Here is a 15,114-nt window from a genome sequence, read left to right on the forward strand (position 1 = left end):
AAGTATTTATGCAATTAAATTCAAGCAAAATCACAAGTTTGGGCTGGGTATTATTTCTGTGTGCCTCAATTTCTCTACCAGTTAATGCTCATGAAACAGAAAGGACAGGTAATGTAGGTGCTACATTACACATCGAACCAGATGACTCTCCCCGCGCTGGTGAAACTGCTTTAACTTGGTTTGCCTTGACTCAAAGAGGAGGTAAAATTATTCCTCTGGAACAATGCAACTGTCAGCTAGCACTCTACCCCAAACCTCATCAAGAAGGTACAGCGCCTTTACAACAGCCACAACTAAAAGCAGTTTCAGTATCTCGCTATGAAAATATTCCTGGAGCCGATATTACCTTTCCTGCTGCTGGTGCTTACGAACTAGAGCTAACAGGAGCGCCTAAAGCTGGCGCAAACTTTCCTGCTTTTAAACTAGAGTTTGACGTAAATGTAGCACCAGGAGCGGCTGCACCCTCTGCAAGCGCAGCGCCAGTTCCCGCAGCAACTACACCAGTAGCAGAATCTAGCGATCGCCAACCCACTTGGCTAACTCCAGCGATCGCTATTGCTGTTATCCTTACTCCAGCGATCGCCTGGTTAGTATGGCGCAACTTAAACGCCAACCAAAAAAATTAAACTTGCCTAAATTCTCGCTTTGGAGTTCCTCTTCGTCTCAACCACAAAGCAATTGCTAGCCCAGTTGCGATCGCTCCTACCAAATAAGCCAAGCTAATCAACCGCGTAAATAAAGGTGTTGCTACGCCTGCAACTTCAATTTCTTGAACAGCTACTACAGGTTGAAACTGACGCTCTGAATTTTGGCTGGGTGCAACTTCTACTGATAGGTTATGAGTTGCACCATCAAAAAACTGTTGTTGCCATGTAAATTGTCCGTTATCATCTGCAATACCTTGGTAAGCAAATGCTGTCCAATTGTGTTCTAGTTGAGTTGTGGCAATCTTAAAAACTACATCTTTAACAGGTAAGTTGGTTTTAGTATCGATCGCTTGCACTTGAAAATTTGCTACTTCTCCGACAGTAGCGTACTTGTCACCAGTTATTTGCAGCTTGATTTGCGAATCATTAATGACGGCTGGTTTTTCTGCTGTAGCTTGATGGGCGTGACTGTGAGATTCTACCATTTCCGCGCTGATATTAACTACTAGCAAGCTGGCGATCGCTACTATTATCGCCCCACTTAACAACAACCGCACCCGCGCTGGGGCAATTTCTCCTGGTTGAGGCGATTGCTGCTTGCCTATTACCCAACCCCCACCAATGCCAACTGCGAGTAAAACTATCAATAAAATCCCATAATTGCGGTATTTTACAGGGGCTTCCGGTACATCGAGCGTTAAAGTTTGGTGAATGGGTGTAAATGAGTCGCCTGCAATTGGTGCAACATCTACTAATAATTGATATTTGCCGCGAATCGGCAGCATTTGCTCGATTTCTAACTTGCCTTGAGGCGCAGTCGCTTCCATCTCTAGCAACTTAGTTCCTTCAACTACAGGAAAATCTGTAGACAAAAATGGATTTGCGGACGGTGTAAATATTTGTAATTTAAACTTGCTATTTTCTAGCAATTGCCCATCTGGGTTTCGCGCTGCTAAAGTTAATTTTACGGGCGATTGCGGCGATTGGGCTTCTGCTTCAAAGGGGTAAAACTGCCCGATTGGTGGGTTCGTTGTCAGTTGTATAAGTTGCGATCGCCCAGTCTGAGCAAAACTTACTACTGCAACCAAAGTTAAGCTAACTAAACCAATAATAAGGCTACTAATTTTAAATTTTGACATTTTACTTACTCTGTAACTGTTGCCAGCGCTGTTGAATATCCACAATCGAAAATAGCGACTGAAACTTTAACCCTGCTGACTGGTATAACTCGCTTCCTCCTTGCTGCCTATCTACAATCGCTATTACTTCATTAACGCTGTAACCTACCCCAGTTAATCGTTCTACTGCTTTTAAGGCAGATTGCCCAGTAGTTACGACATCTTCTAACACTACAACAGATGCACCCGCAGGCAAGCTAGGACCTTCAATGTATGCCATTGTCCCATGCCCTTTAGCTTCTTTGCGAATAATTAGGGCTGGGATTGGTCTATTTTCATAAACAGATATGACACTTACTGCTGAAACAATTGGATCTGCTCCCAAAGTCAAACCTGCCACTGCTTGCGTATCTGTTGCTAACTGAGACATCAGCAGACGAGCGATCGCTACAGCACCTTGAGGATGCAGCGTTACCTGCTTGCCATTGATGTAGTAAGAACTACGTTGCCCCGAAGATAGAACAAAATCCCCTTGTTTGTAAGCAAGCTGACAAAATAAATCGAGCAGATATTGACGCACGCTGCCAAGATCGGCGGTTGTTAACCAGATTGTATTTGCCTGGTTTTGAGTTTCATAGCTCGTCATTAAAATTTAATACTTGTAGGAGGGCAAAAAATAGGTTAACACTGATTCTAGATGCATACATAAACTAAAAATTATCTCTTATTGAGGGTGACACTATGAGTTTTAAGGTTATTAGTTTGGCGATCGCGATCGCGACAAGTACCACTGTCTCTATTTTTGGCTCGGCGGCAACAGCCCAAACTGCCGCAGATATCAAGTTTCAGCCTTCTCCAACGCTTGCCGATCGCTTTGAGGAAGCTTTCTATTCTCACGATAAAAACTATTTTGAAAATCGCTCTTTCTTCCGCCAACTAGACATGATTGTAGGTTGGGGTTCTTTCAAAACTTCATTTGTGGAAAATGAAATGAATGCCGACACCGAAGCAGTTCACAACCTTTATGTAGAAGCATTTGCCCGTCAAGTTTCTAGCGATCCTGTTATTCGCACTAGAGATTTGCCCAATCCTTACGATTCCTCTATCTTGCAATCCAATAGCGATCGCGATCTCATTCAAAGGCTACGAAATCAACAGTAACTAGCTACTGATTCTTAACTGGTCACTGGTTACTGGTCACTGGTCACTGGTCACTGTAAAAGAGTCGGCAGTGCAGGAGTTGAACCTGCCTAACACGAATTATGAGTTCGTTGCCTAAACCGCTCGGCCAACTGCCGTTAATTATGCTGATATTCTGAAGCTCAAATCATTAGGCTTTATATAGTGCCAAAGTCGCTATGTGCGATCGCCCGATCCTGCCTCAGCTTGAATATATTATCATAACAAATGCCGTTTAGGTTAGATGATGTAGTCTATTATCTAAGCTAAAGCCAAAAATCTTTGATAGCCTCAAGCATATATAGAACATCAGATGAAATTAAACTCAACAGTAATTCTGACTTTAATTTTACTAACAGTCATGGTAGGAGCGGGTTATGCAAGTGCCATATTTGCCTATGGGGTGGGGCATGAAGCACTCAAAAGCGTAACCAAGCCGGATGCTCGCCCAGCAACAAAAATCAAAGCTAAAAAGCCCACCTCTCAAAAAGACGGAACATTAGTATTCTTGAAAGAGCAAGATATAGTTGCTACCGTCAAAGAAAGAATTTCTGGTAAAGGGAAAAAAGCAAGACCCCAAAAGCGCCAATCGCAAGACAAGCAAAGCAATAAGGACGCAGCAGCACCCAAAACCCAGTTAGTAGCTGCTACCGAACCCCTGCAACCAGGATTTCCAATTAGTAGTAACAAAGATGAAGGCGTAACCCTAAACGTCCAATCTGCGCGTTATACAGGCGGCGCTTTGCTACTCAAGGTGAATTTTAAAAATGAAGGCGATCGCACTGTCAAGTTCCTCTATAGTTTTATGGATGTCACAGACGATCGCGGACGGGTACTCAGCGCTAATACCGAGGGCTTACCAGCAGAAATCCCCCCAGATGGCAAAACTTTTGCAGGTACAGTCAGTATTCCCACAGCTTTGCTCGATGATGTAAAAAAGTTGTCGCTAGAACTTACAGATTATCCCGATCAAAAATTGCAGTTGCAAGTAGCCAACGTTCCCGTCTCATCGCTAGTACGCTAGACGAACGCTTCGCTTTAATTCGTAATTCGTAATTCGTAATTCGTAATTAAAGAGGTAGTACGTGAATACTAGGGCAATAAGCCAACGCATCGGTCGCTAGCGACCGTCTGTAATGCGCGAATTATTTTGGTCAAATGGAGAAATTCGTGAATCTGGGCAGAGTTTACGTGATGGCGACAAATGTGTTTCGGGAAGTCATCCGCGATCGCATTTTGTACATTATCGGCTTTTATGCCCTGCTGATGGTAGTTGTAATGCTGCTACTTCCCCAAATTGCTGCTACTACAGAAGATAAAATCTTTCTCGATTTTGGTCTTGCTGCTATGAGCATCTTAGGCTTAATTGTGGCTGTATTTGTCGGTACGGGACTTGTCAGCAAGGAAATTGAAAAACGCACTGTGTTGGTTTTGATTGCTAAACCAATTAGTCGCGCAGAATTTATCGTCGCCAAGCATCTCGGCTTAGTCTCCGTACTGGCTTTGCTAGTTACGGCAATGACTATTATTTATCTTGCCCTATTGCAGTTTCAAGGTATTGCTTACCCTTTGGGCAGTATTTTACTGGCAGCTTTTTACTTGTTTTTACAGCTAAGTCTAATTACTGCTGTTGCTTTAGCTTTAGGTGTGTTTACAAGTTCTGTCTTGGCTACGCTGCTTACTTTTGCTGTTTATTTACTGGGCAATTTTAGTCAAGACTTAGTGAATCTCGGTCGGATTAGCAAAAGTCCTGGTTTTGAACGCTTAACTCAAGGCTTATATTTGATTTTACCCGATTTGTCGCGTTTGGACTTAAAAAATCAGGCTGTGTACGGCGCAGAACTATTACCCGATCCGCTAACTTTACTTGCTAATGCTGGCTACGGCGTATTTTACACAGTATTATTACTGGCGATCGCGATCTTAGTTTTCCTCCGCCGCGAGTTTTAAATTGCTCCTTGCTCTTCAATTTGTCTCGTGCTATTTTATAACTTACGTTCGATATAAAAAGCACGTATTGCTTTAAGCGTGACTGCCCGTATATGCCCAAGATTGTTGACCGAGACAAGTACCGTCAAGAACTACTGATGAAAAGTTTTGACTTATTTGCTCAGAAAGGATATAGCTCAATTACCATGCGTCAATTGGCGCAGGAAATAGGAGTTTCTACAGGAACTCTGTATCACTATTTTCCTAGCAAGGAAGCTTTATTTTTACAGTTAAGCGCCGAGTTAGAGCGCCAGAACGTAATGAATTTTCTGGCAGAGGCAGGAAATCCACCAACTTTAAAAGAGCGGATTGAAAGCTTGTTTCAATTTGTTGCCAAACACGAAGACCATATAGGGAAACAAACTCTGCTGTGGATTGAGTTTAACCAACACCAAGATTGGTCTAATAGTGGCATCAAAGAAAAGCTGCAGGAATTAGACGAGCAGACTATTTCAGAGCTTGCTAAGTATATGCAAATTACCGATCGCGCGATCGTCGATTTTGTTTTTAACTTGCTTTATGGCTTAATATTGCGGCGGTTGTTTGGCGAAGAAACTATTTCTTACAGCCAACAAGGAGCTTTAGTAGGCAAGATGTTAGCACATCATCTGGGAGAGGACACATGAAAGCCGTACTTCCTAAAACCTTAAATAGACGCTTGGTTGGCTTAGTTTTAGCAGCTATAGGAGCTACAAGTGCGATCGCTTACTATGGCATTTCTCAGTCAGGATTATTAACTCAACCTGCTACTGAGCCTGTAGCAACGCCTCCTCCAGTCAAGAAAGTAACCGCGTTAGGGAGATTAGAACCAGAAGCAGAAATAATTAGTTTGGCTGCACCTGTAGATTTAGATGGCGATCGCCTAGCGCAATTATTAGTTGCAGAAGGTGACATAGTCAAACAAGGGCAAGTAGTAGCAATTTTAGATGCTCAAGGTCGCTTGCAAGATGAACTATTACAAGCGCAAGAACAAGTAAAGAATGCCAGGGCAAAACTCAATCAAGTTAAAGCTGGGGCAAAATCTGGAGAAATTCAAGCGCAACAGGCAACAATCGTCCAATTAGAGGCAGAATTAAGCGGTAGCAGGGAAACTCAAAATGCTACAATTGCCCGTTGGCAATCGGAAGTTCGTACTGCCCAAGCTGAGTATAACCGTTTTGTGCAGTTGTATAGACAAGGAGCGATCGCCGCGTCTAACCTAGATACTAAGCGCCTAGCAGCAGAAACAGCCGCAGCGCAATTGCAAGAAGCACTTGCAGCTAAAAACCGCAATTTAGATAGCTTGCAAGCCCAAATTAACGCCGCTAAAGCAACATTAAATCGGATAGCCGAAGTGCGCCCAGTAGACGTTGAGACAGCGCAAACAGAAGTAGATAGTGCGATCGCATCTGTCAAACGCGCTCAAACATCATTAGATCGAGCTTATATCCGCGCACCGATAGCAGGGCAAATTCTCAAGATCCATACCAGACCTGGAGAAAAACTGAGCGATGACGGTATTGTTGATATGGGCAAAACCGATCGCATGATTGCAGTAGCAGAAGTTTATCAAACTGATATTGGTAAAGTTCAAGTCGGACAGCAAGCGATAATCACCAGTCAAGCCTTTGATGGGGAAATTAAAGGGAAAGTGGCGCAAATTGGAATGCAAGTAGAGCGCCAAAAAGTATTTAGCAACCAACCAGGGGAAAACCTAGATCGCCGCGTAGTTGAAGTAAAAATTCTCCTCAACCCTGAAGGTAGTAAGAAAGTTGCAGGTTTGACTAATTTGCAAGTACAAACAGCTATTAATCTTTAGTTTCTGAACGTACATTCTGCGTATTGGGAGGAAGACAACGTGATTCAAGCAACAATCCAAGAACAAATAGCTTACTACAAAGCTAGAGCTAAAGAATATGATGAGTGGTTTTATCGGATTGGACGTTACGATCGCGGTGCAGAAATAAATCAGCGTTGGTTTGATGAAACTGCTGCACTCAAAAATGTGGTTCAGCAAGTAGGAACTGTTGATTCGGTATTAGAGTTAGCTTGTGGTACTGGAATATGGACGCAAGAACTAGCAAAGATTGGTAAGCGAATTACAGCGATAGATGCTTCCCTAGAAATGATTGAAATTAATCATCATAAACTAAATAATCCCCATGTGGAATATAAGCAGCTAGATTTATTTTCCTGGAAACCGGACAAACAATACGATTTAGTTTTCTTTTCTTTTTGGCTGTCTCACATCCCGCCGACAAAAGTTGCCGAATTTTTGAGTAAGGTTTATGACTCAGTTTTACCAGGCGGTAAAGTTCTGATTATCGATTCTTACTTTGAAATAACCTCCTCAGCTAAAGATCATCTGCTGCAAGACAAAAACGAAATTTATCAAAAGCGCAAGCTTAATGACGAGCGAGAATTTCAAATATTCAAAATTTACTATCAGCCTGATGATTTGACAAATAAACTAACTCAAGCTGGGTTCCAAGCAGAAGCAAAGCTTACAAATACTTATTTTGTTTACGCTCAAGGAGTGAAAGTTCAATAGCTTTGGCAGAAATTAATCGATTACAGTTTTTTACTTGTTAATTTATAACGAACGTTTGATATAAGGAAAACTTCATGCTGCAAATTACATACTTAACTCTTTGCATTCTAGGAATTATTCTGCCTTATTCCCAATTTGTACCGTTTTTAGTAGAACATGGGTTAAACATACAACTATTTGTTGAACAGTTATTTGCTAATCGTGTTTCTAGCTTTTTCGGCATGGATTTAATTATTTCATCTCTAGTTTTTTGGGTTTTTGTATCTTGGGAAGGTTCGCGGCTGGAAATGAAAAATTTATGGGTTTATGTAGTTAGTAACTTGCTAGTTGGCGTTTCACTTGGATTACCTCTATTTCTGCTCATGAGACAGCGCAAGCTAGGAGAAAGCGATCGCACATACATCTAAATTTATTTAACAATAAAGTATGCTAGGCAAAACATCTGTTTGGTTGCGCTTATTTCGCCGCAAAACTTATCCTTGGACTATTTTAGCGCTCGCTGCTTGTAAAGTCATTTACTTGTGTGGAACCCAACAAGATAAAGAGAAAATTCGTTTGATGGTGGCTCTAGCAAAGATTGATTTTGTCAAATTTTATGCTTTTATCAACGATCTACTGTGGTAAATAAAAATGAGTACAGAAGTTGTTTGTTTAGAAATATCTCAGATTGACGCAGCCAGTGAAACACTCGCTCATGCCTTCAATAACGACCCAACTTTTCGTTATTTTACCCCCGAACAAGAACAAGCAAGAATCAATGCAATTAAGTTACTCGCTAAAACGGCATTACGTTACAGCCAGCCATATAATCATGTTTATACAACAACAAATGAGTTAAAAGGCGTAGCAGTCTGGATACCTCCAGGTGAATATCCGCTTAACGACTTGCGCTTAGTGCAATTAGGTTTATATGCTTTACCTTTCAAACTGCGTTTGAGTAGAATCAGGCAATTAATATCGCTATTTTTGACGATTGAAAAACATCATAAGCAAGACTTATCTCAGCCTCATTGGTATTTATTTATGCTGGGTGTTTCTCCCACCTATCAAAGCCAGGGGATAGGAAGTTTATTGCTGCAACCAATTCTTAACCAGGCAGATAGAGAAAGATTGCCTTGCTACTTAGAAACTTCTACCGAAGGCGGGGTTCGCTTCTATCAAAGACTTGGTTTTGAAGTCGTGCGAATAGGTAGTTTACCAGAAGCTAACCTTAAATTTTGGACAATGATGCGCTCGCCACAACAGGAAAAGTAATTATGTTTCGTAAAACTCCTTTAGCATGGTTGCAAGTAACTAGAGAGAAAACCCGTCTAGCTGTAGCTATAGCTGGAATAGCTTTCGCCGATTTGCTGATATTTATTCAAATGGGGTTTGAAGGTGCTTTGTATGATTCTGCTGTAAAACCCCATCGCAGCTTACAAGCAGATTTGGTGTTGATTAATCCCCAATTTCAGACTTTATTTTCAGTCAAAAGCTTTTCTAGAGAGCGATTGTACCAAACGTTGAGTTATGAAGGGGTTAATAGCGTTAGTCCCTTGTATATTGCTACTGGACAATGGCAAAATCCTGAAACTCGCATTAGCCGCGCTATTTTAGTCTGGGGAGTAGATCCAGCAAGTCCTGTTTTCAAGTTTCCTGAAGTAAACCAGAACTTAGACCAACTAAAGCTATTAAATCAGGTTTTATACGATCGCGCAGGTCGTCCTGAGTACGGTAATATTAGCGATCGCTTTAAACAAACAGGTACAGTAGAAACGGAACTAAATGACAAAATTATCAGCGTCAAAGGCTTATTTACTAATGGATCTTCCTTTGCTGCTGATGGTAATGTAATTACTAGCGATTCCACCTTTTTGCAACTATTTCCCGATCGCCAACCAGACCAAATTGAAGTTGGGTTAATTGACTTAAAACCAGGAGTAGATGTAGAACAAGTGCGATCGCAGCTTGCCGCAAATTTACCCAAAGATGTGAGAGTATTAACTCCTGAAGGTTTTGCTGAAGTTGAAAAAAATTATTGGGCAAGCGGTACGGGTATTGGCTTTATATTTGGTTTGGGTGTAGGAGTAGGGTTTATCGTCGGGATAGTGATTGTCTATCAGATCCTTTATTCGGATGTCTCCGACCACTTGCCAGAATATGCCACATTAAAGGCAATGGGTTATACAAATCTGTATCTACTAGGAGTTTTGACCCAAGAAGCACTGATACTAGCAATATCAGGTTTTATTCCCGCGTTTATTCTTTCCTTCGGATTGTATCAAGTTACTTATGCCGCTACGCTTTTACCTGTGGCGATGACTATAGAACGAGCCATAACAGTATTGTTGCTAACTATTGTTATGTGTAGCGTATCAGGAGCGATCGCCATGCGGAAATTAAGTTCTGCCGATCCTGCTGATGTTTTTTCGTAGTATGACTAAAGCAACGCTAACTCAAGAACGCTTTCAACAAAACGATATCCCCACGCGGTTAAGCCACTTGTCAGCACACTTAGCTCAAATTCAATTCCTTGCTACCAATGCAAAGGACGAAGACAAAATTATTAGTCTTATGTGCGAAAGTAGGTATTATATCGAATGGACTGTACCACAGCTTGTAGATATTAACGTTGATAGTGCAGCATTACTTGTCGATTTGGGGCGTACTTTGACTCGTTGGCTATTTAACTGGGAAACAATTTGGACTGACTCAAAAGTAAGATGTGAGATTGCCCAAATTGCTAAACAGGCACTAGAACATATCCGAGAGATGTCAAAAGATTCTGAAATAAACTCTCATTTCTGACTTTGTGGGGAAGCTAGATATTAAAATCCCAGCTAAATTAACCTTAATTTCTCATCTCAAGATTTATTATGGGTCAAATTTGGTTGTGGATTGGTGTCATTAGCATGGCGCTGGGTTCGGTTTTTTTTGGTGTTGGCGCACACAATGCTAAAAATGAGCGATGGAGAATACTATTTACGCTTAACTTTTTTATTTGCGCGATCGCTGCTGGGCTATATTTATCAATGGCGTTAGGACAAGGTAGAAGCGTCATTGAAGGTCGTCCGACTGTATGGGTAAGATACATTACTTGGTTTTTATCAACGCCCTTATTATTACTTGACTTAACATTTTTGGGTAAAACCAGTTTGCCAATTACAGCTAGCCTAATCGGCGCAAATGCATACATGATTGTAACTGGCTTTGTCGCAACTATTTCTGCAGATCGAACGATAGGGCATATTTGGTATGTAGTTAGCTGCTTTGCTTTTCTGGCTACTGTTTACCTATTGGTGAATCAATACCGCAAGGAAGCCGAACGCAAACATCCTAGAAGCAAAAAAGTATTTCGCAAGTTGTTAGCAGTTCATTTGGTATTGTGGACTCTTTACCCGATTGTTTGGCTGTTGGGTAACACTGGCTTAAATGCTATTAATCAAGGTGTAGAAACAATGTTTTATACTTTGTTGGATATTACTTCTAAAGTCGGCTTTGGCTTTTTGTCCTTAAATTCCATGCATAATTTAGAACAAGCTGGGGAAGTGCAGCCAGTGCAAGGATACGAATCTTCGGCTATTTAAGTTTCTTCACCCCACGTTCTTAGTTGCAGATATACCAATAATAGAGCGATCGCCAACAATATAGTAGCAGCGGCGGCGGCATAACCGAAGTCAAATTGCCCGAAAGCTTCTTGGTATATGTAATATACGAGCAAATTAGTAGAATTTAACGGTCCGCCGCCAGTAACTACATAAACTTGCTCGAAACTGCGTAAAGTAAAAATTGCTGTCGTAATTGCTGCAAATACCAGTGTAGGACGCAAGCCTGGTAAGGTAATATGGCGAAACTGCTGCCAAGAGTTAGCACCGTCTAATTCTGCTGCTTCATAACGACTAGGCGGAATTGCTTGCAATCCTGCCAAAAATACCACCATATTAAAACCTAACTGTTTCCAGATACTTAATAAAATCAGTACAGGCATAGCCCAAATACTGCTACCTAGCCAGGAAATCGGTGCAATACCAAATAAATCTAGTAATTGATTGATAGGTCCTTCAGTTTGAAACAGCCAGCGAAAACCTAAACCCGCTGCAACTAGCGATGTAATTGACGGCAAAAAATAAGCACTACGTAACAACCCTCTCAGGCTAAGAGAACGGTTTAACAGTACAGCAAGTCCTAAAGGAATGACTAAACTAAGAATAACTGTGGCAACAGTAAAATAAATTGTATTGCCCAAAACTTGCCAAAAATCAGGGTTGAATAGCAAGCGCCAATAGTTGCGAAAACCTATCCACTCAACCCCAGTCGAGGTAAAACTACCAGCAGTAAAGCTGAGGTAAAACAGGTAAGCGATCGGGTAAAGCAGGAAGACACCTAGAAAGATAAATGCTGGAGTCAAAAAGATCCAAGCTGCGACTTCCTCATTATCCAGCCACATCTTACTATAGAGTTTTGCCATGTATAGTCGTTTTCCTATATGACGCTGCCTTTAGATGATTCTACCCCTAGTCTAGTTTCTCCTAGTCTTGCACCGATCTCAACTCAAAACTCACCCTTAAAATTAGGAATTCTAGCTTCTGGTAGCGGTAGCAATTTTGAGGCGATCGCTAAATCTATCGAAAATGGACAACTAAATGCTCAATTACAGGTATTAATTTACAACAATCCCCAAGCAAAAGTTGTAGAACGTGCTGCTAAATGGAATGTACCCGCAGTTCTATACAATCACCGCGATTTTAATAGCCGTGAAGAGTTAGACACGCAAATTATCCACTCGTTGCAGCAATATAGTGTCGATTGGGTAATTATGGCTGGTTGGATGCGAATAGTAACGCCAGTTTTGATCGATGCTTTTCCTGACAAAATCATCAATATTCACCCTAGCTTGTTGCCTAGTTTTCGGGGTGCAAAAGCAGTAGAACAAGCGTTAGCTGCGGGTGTGAAAATAACTGGTTGTACCGTTCATGTGGTGTGTGAAGAAGTAGACACGGGAAAGATTTTGCTGCAAGCTGCCGTACCAGTATTAGCAAACGATACAGTTGAAACATTGCACGATCGCATTCAAGTTCAAGAACACCGGATTTTGCCCCAAGCGATCGCTCTTGCGAGTGCAAATCTAGTTTAAAGCTAAAATTAAAGCAAGTTATACGGGAAAACCAATGGTAAAATTTGATGCCAAGCTCAACTTACCAAGTAGTGATGAACTGCCATGTTCGGACGATGCTCCTGTGGATAACGAAAATCAAAACTTTATTCCCAACTTTTTACTATTTTTATTAGAGTTTATTTGGGCAGAGCGTCAAGACTGGTTTTTTGCAGTTGATATGGGTTTATATCATACAACAGGCGTTAGTCCCTCCATTCCTGTAATACCTGACGGCTTTTTGAGTATAGGAGTAGAACGCCGCAAGCCAGGGAATAAGTCCCGCAATAGTTATGTGATGTGGGAGGAAAACTATACCCCACCTATTTTTGTTATAGAAACTGTATCGCAGACTCCAGGCGGCGAATATACTACCAAAATGGCAATTTATGCCAAATTAGGAGTTTTATATTACGTAATTTACAACCCCTTCTTTTATCAGCGAGACAAACACCAGCCGTTTGAAGTTTACCTTTTAGTAGATGGGAAATATCAGTTGCAAAGTGGCGAACCATTTTGGATGAGCGAAATAGGGCTAGGAATTGGACGCGCTACAAGCTGGAGTGGTGGTTTAGAACGTGAAGTTTTGTATTGGTACGACGAACAAGGAAATAGATATCTTACTCCAGAAGAATTAGCACAGCAGGAACGTCAAAGAGCAGATCTAGCCGAACAACAGCTACAAAATTTAGTTGCTAAGTTAAAAGCCCAAGGTATAGATACAGATAATTTATAACTTCTGCGCTAAATTCTGCCCAAATATAAGCAGAATGTCATACCTGCTACTGAGGACGTAAGCCACTAAAAACTGGTGGACTATTAAGTAAGCGTTACCAATTCTAAGCAATGACAGACCAGGTTTTAATTCTTGGAGGTCGGGGGCGGATTGGCAGCAGTGTTGCCCAAGATATAGCTACCCATACACAAGCACAAATTACCATCACCAGTAGAAAACCTGCTGCGGGAATGGCTGTAAGCGACCAACTCGGACCTCAAGTTCAGTTTTTGGCTTTGGATTTGGCAGATGTTGGCAAGCTAGAAGATGCGATCGCTCGTACCAATCTTGTCATCCATTGTGCAGGTCCTTTCCACTACCGCGATGCGAGTGTACTGCAACTATGTATCGAGCAAGGCGTAAATTATCTTGATGTTAGCGATCACCCATCTTTTACGCGCAAAGCATTGGCGTATAGTTCCCAAGCCCAAAGTGCAGGCGTGACGGCAATTGTAAATACAGGGATTTTTCCTGGTATTTCCAATAGTATGGTGCGCCAAGGCGTAGAACAACTAGACGAGCCAGAACGTATCCACCTCAGCTATTTGGTATCGGGTTCTGGTGGTGCGGGTTTAACGGTGATGCGGACGACATTTTTAGGCTTGCAACACCCTTTTGAGGCTTTAATTGATGGCAAATGGCAAAAGATCGAGCCGTATAGCGATCGCGAAGTCATCCAGTTTCCTCCACCATACGGTCGTGCGGGCGTTTACTGGTTTGATATGCCAGAAGCTTTTACCCTCCCCGATACTTTCCCAGTCAAGACAGTAATTACTAAATTTGGTTCTGTTCCCGACTTTTACAATCATTTAACTTGGATTGCCGCTCATTGGTTTCCCAAACGGTTGATACAAAACCGCAATAGTGTGGAATTTTTAGCGCGTGTCAGCCACTTGATGACCGATGTAACCAATCCTTTTAGCGGCATTGGGGTAGCAATACGTTCGGAAGTTACAGGGCGCAAACAAGGGCAAAAAGCTGGCTTTTGCTCGACCTTAGTACATGACAATACAGCGATCGCATCTGGCTGCGGTACTGGTAGTATTGCTCAATTGTTGTTAGAAGGTAAGTTTAAAAAACCTGGCGTTTGGGCGCAAGAGCAAGCATTACCTACCGATTTATTCGAGCAAACTTTAATCAGTCGCGGCATAACTCTGCATCAAGAATGGCTCGAACAACAAGACTAATATATCCTGCGGCAGAAGGCACAGATATAGCTGTAAAAGTAGGATTCCTCTGGTACTGTTAATTGAGATACATATTTATGCCCAGAAATTTATTTAGTTTAGGACAAACATTTACTCGCAAAGTTATGGCTTTAGGGTTGATGCTGTTGCTTGTTTTATCTGGCTTATTTGTAGTTGCAGATCCTAGTTTTGCAGTAACTTCTTCTAGAGATAAGCTTAAGAGCGAAGACAAGATCGATCGCGCTTATCAATATAGGGTAGGTACGGGTGTTTTAGAAGAGGAAAAACAAGATTCACCCAGTGCTAACCAAATTTTTAAGCCTGAAGACAAAGCAAATTTGAAAAGCGTAAAAGAGTCTCAAGCTACTGACTCTGAAAAAAGTTTAGTAGAGCAAGGTAAAGAGTTGCTAGAAAAAGTAACGGGTAATAAATAAGCCTTGGTGGTGTAGTATGGGGCGAATTCTATTCGCGCCTCCATAGACAAAGTCCGCCTACGCGGACTTATAAAATTTTTCCACAAGTTAATATATTTTCATTTTCCTCACCTGTAGCAAAGAA

20 protein-coding genes and 1 tRNA gene are annotated in these 15,114 nt (G+C 41.6%); 17 read left to right on the plus strand and 4 right to left on the minus strand.

The annotated features are described in order from the left end of the window. Positions 1-8 precede the first annotated feature (8 nt). Positions 9-626 (plus strand): hypothetical protein, encoded by a 618-nt coding sequence (locus tag UH38_RS02580; protein WP_200892259.1) that lies wholly within the window; start codon positions 9-11, stop codon positions 624-626. Here the strand turns inward: UH38_RS02580 and UH38_RS02585 are convergent. Together UH38_RS02585 and pyrE are read right to left on the minus strand one after the other, a co-directional pair. Next, on the minus strand, positions 623-1,786 hold the full coding sequence (locus UH38_RS02585) for a hypothetical protein (RefSeq protein WP_045053071.1): 1,164 nt from the start codon (positions 1,784-1,786) through the stop codon (positions 623-625). The two genes, UH38_RS02580 and UH38_RS02585, sit on opposite strands and share 4 nt — an antisense overlap. Position 1,787: 1 nt before the next feature. Next, positions 1,788-2,411: an orotate phosphoribosyltransferase gene (gene pyrE / locus UH38_RS02590; protein WP_045053072.1), complete on the minus strand. Its 624-nt coding sequence runs from the start codon at positions 2,409-2,411 to the stop codon at positions 1,788-1,790. Positions 2,412-2,506: 95 nt separating this feature from the next. Here pyrE and UH38_RS02595 point away from each other — a divergent pair, with 95 nt between their 5' ends. Then, positions 2,507-2,926 carry a hypothetical protein gene (locus UH38_RS02595; RefSeq protein WP_045053073.1) on the plus strand — a complete coding sequence of 140 codons (420 nt, stop codon included), beginning with the start codon at positions 2,507-2,509 and terminating at the stop codon, positions 2,924-2,926. A 64-nt stretch (positions 2,927-2,990) separates the two neighbouring features. Here the strand turns inward: UH38_RS02595 and UH38_RS02600 are convergent. Next, a tRNA-Ile gene (locus tag UH38_RS02600) sits at positions 2,991-3,063 on the minus strand. Between the two features lie 194 nt (positions 3,064-3,257). Between UH38_RS02600 and UH38_RS02605 the strand changes: the two genes are divergently transcribed. The 11 genes from UH38_RS02605 (at position 3,258) to UH38_RS02655 (ending at position 11,029) form a co-directional block, all read left to right on the plus strand. After that, positions 3,258-3,968 (plus strand): hypothetical protein, encoded by a 711-nt coding sequence (locus UH38_RS02605; protein ID WP_045053074.1) that lies wholly within the window; start codon positions 3,258-3,260, stop codon positions 3,966-3,968. Positions 3,969-4,114: 146 nt separating this feature from the next. Further along, positions 4,115-4,894 carry an ABC transporter permease gene (locus UH38_RS02610; protein ID WP_045053075.1) on the plus strand — a complete coding sequence of 260 codons (780 nt, stop codon included), beginning with the start codon at positions 4,115-4,117 and terminating at the stop codon, positions 4,892-4,894. Positions 4,895-4,986: 92 nt separating this feature from the next. Beyond that, a complete protein-coding gene (locus UH38_RS02615; protein ID WP_045053076.1) occupies positions 4,987-5,559 on the plus strand; it encodes a TetR/AcrR family transcriptional regulator in 573 nt (190 codons plus the stop codon). Further along, positions 5,556-6,731: an ABC exporter membrane fusion protein gene (locus UH38_RS02620; RefSeq protein WP_045053077.1), complete on the plus strand. Its 1,176-nt coding sequence runs from the start codon at positions 5,556-5,558 to the stop codon at positions 6,729-6,731. Before UH38_RS02615 ends, UH38_RS02620 begins: the two co-directional genes overlap by 4 nt. A 39-nt stretch (positions 6,732-6,770) precedes the next feature. Then, the gene (locus UH38_RS02625) at positions 6,771-7,463 is read left to right on the plus strand and encodes a class I SAM-dependent methyltransferase (RefSeq protein WP_045053078.1); all 693 of its coding nucleotides are present in this window, start codon (positions 6,771-6,773) and stop codon (positions 7,461-7,463) included. 74 nt (positions 7,464-7,537) lie between these two features. Next, the gene (locus UH38_RS02630; RefSeq protein WP_045053079.1) at positions 7,538-7,870 is read left to right on the plus strand and encodes a DUF2834 domain-containing protein; all 333 of its coding nucleotides are present in this window, start codon (positions 7,538-7,540) and stop codon (positions 7,868-7,870) included. Between the two features lie 19 nt (positions 7,871-7,889). Then, positions 7,890-8,087, plus strand: coding sequence for a hypothetical protein (locus tag UH38_RS02635; RefSeq protein ID WP_045053080.1), 198 nt, complete (start codon positions 7,890-7,892; stop codon positions 8,085-8,087). A gap of 6 nt (positions 8,088-8,093) precedes the next feature. Continuing rightward, positions 8,094-8,717 (plus strand): GNAT family N-acetyltransferase, encoded by a 624-nt coding sequence (locus UH38_RS02640; protein ID WP_045053081.1) that lies wholly within the window; start codon positions 8,094-8,096, stop codon positions 8,715-8,717. Positions 8,718-8,719: 2 nt separating this feature from the next. After that, positions 8,720-9,877 (plus strand): ABC transporter permease DevC, encoded by a 1,158-nt coding sequence (gene devC, locus UH38_RS02645; RefSeq protein ID WP_045053082.1) that lies wholly within the window; start codon positions 8,720-8,722, stop codon positions 9,875-9,877. A gap of 1 nt (position 9,878) precedes the next feature. After that, entirely contained in the window at positions 9,879-10,250 is a 372-nt protein-coding gene (locus UH38_RS02650) for a hypothetical protein (RefSeq protein WP_045053083.1), read from the plus strand. A gap of 68 nt (positions 10,251-10,318) precedes the next feature. Beyond that, the gene (locus UH38_RS02655) at positions 10,319-11,029 is read left to right on the plus strand and encodes a bacteriorhodopsin (protein WP_045053084.1); all 711 of its coding nucleotides are present in this window, start codon (positions 10,319-10,321) and stop codon (positions 11,027-11,029) included. Here the strand turns inward: UH38_RS02655 and UH38_RS02660 are convergent. Beyond that, positions 11,026-11,910, minus strand: coding sequence for a carbohydrate ABC transporter permease (locus UH38_RS02660; RefSeq protein WP_045053085.1), 885 nt, complete (start codon positions 11,908-11,910; stop codon positions 11,026-11,028). The two genes, UH38_RS02655 and UH38_RS02660, sit on opposite strands and share 4 nt — an antisense overlap. A gap of 18 nt (positions 11,911-11,928) precedes the next feature. On the opposite strand from UH38_RS02660, the gene purN reads away from it, so the two are divergent. The 4 genes from purN to UH38_RS02680 all read left to right on the plus strand — a co-directional run bounded on the left by purN (position 11,929) and on the right by UH38_RS02680 (position 14,990). Beyond that, the gene (purN, locus tag UH38_RS02665) at positions 11,929-12,576 is read left to right on the plus strand and encodes a phosphoribosylglycinamide formyltransferase (protein WP_045053086.1); all 648 of its coding nucleotides are present in this window, start codon (positions 11,929-11,931) and stop codon (positions 12,574-12,576) included. A gap of 34 nt (positions 12,577-12,610) precedes the next feature. Continuing rightward, positions 12,611-13,330 carry a Uma2 family endonuclease gene (locus tag UH38_RS02670; protein WP_045053087.1) on the plus strand — a complete coding sequence of 240 codons (720 nt, stop codon included), beginning with the start codon at positions 12,611-12,613 and terminating at the stop codon, positions 13,328-13,330. Positions 13,331-13,440: 110 nt separating this feature from the next. Continuing rightward, entirely contained in the window at positions 13,441-14,556 is a 1,116-nt protein-coding gene (locus UH38_RS02675; protein ID WP_045053088.1) for a saccharopine dehydrogenase family protein, read from the plus strand. Positions 14,557-14,633: 77 nt separating this feature from the next. Next, positions 14,634-14,990 carry a hypothetical protein gene (locus UH38_RS02680; protein WP_045053089.1) on the plus strand — a complete coding sequence of 119 codons (357 nt, stop codon included), beginning with the start codon at positions 14,634-14,636 and terminating at the stop codon, positions 14,988-14,990. The last annotated feature ends 124 nt before the right edge of the window (positions 14,991-15,114 follow it).

Origin of the sequence: Aliterella atlantica CENA595 (assembly GCF_000952155.1) — a bacterium.
Taxonomy (GTDB): domain Bacteria; phylum Cyanobacteriota; class Cyanobacteriia; order Cyanobacteriales; family Chroococcidiopsidaceae; genus Aliterella; species Aliterella atlantica.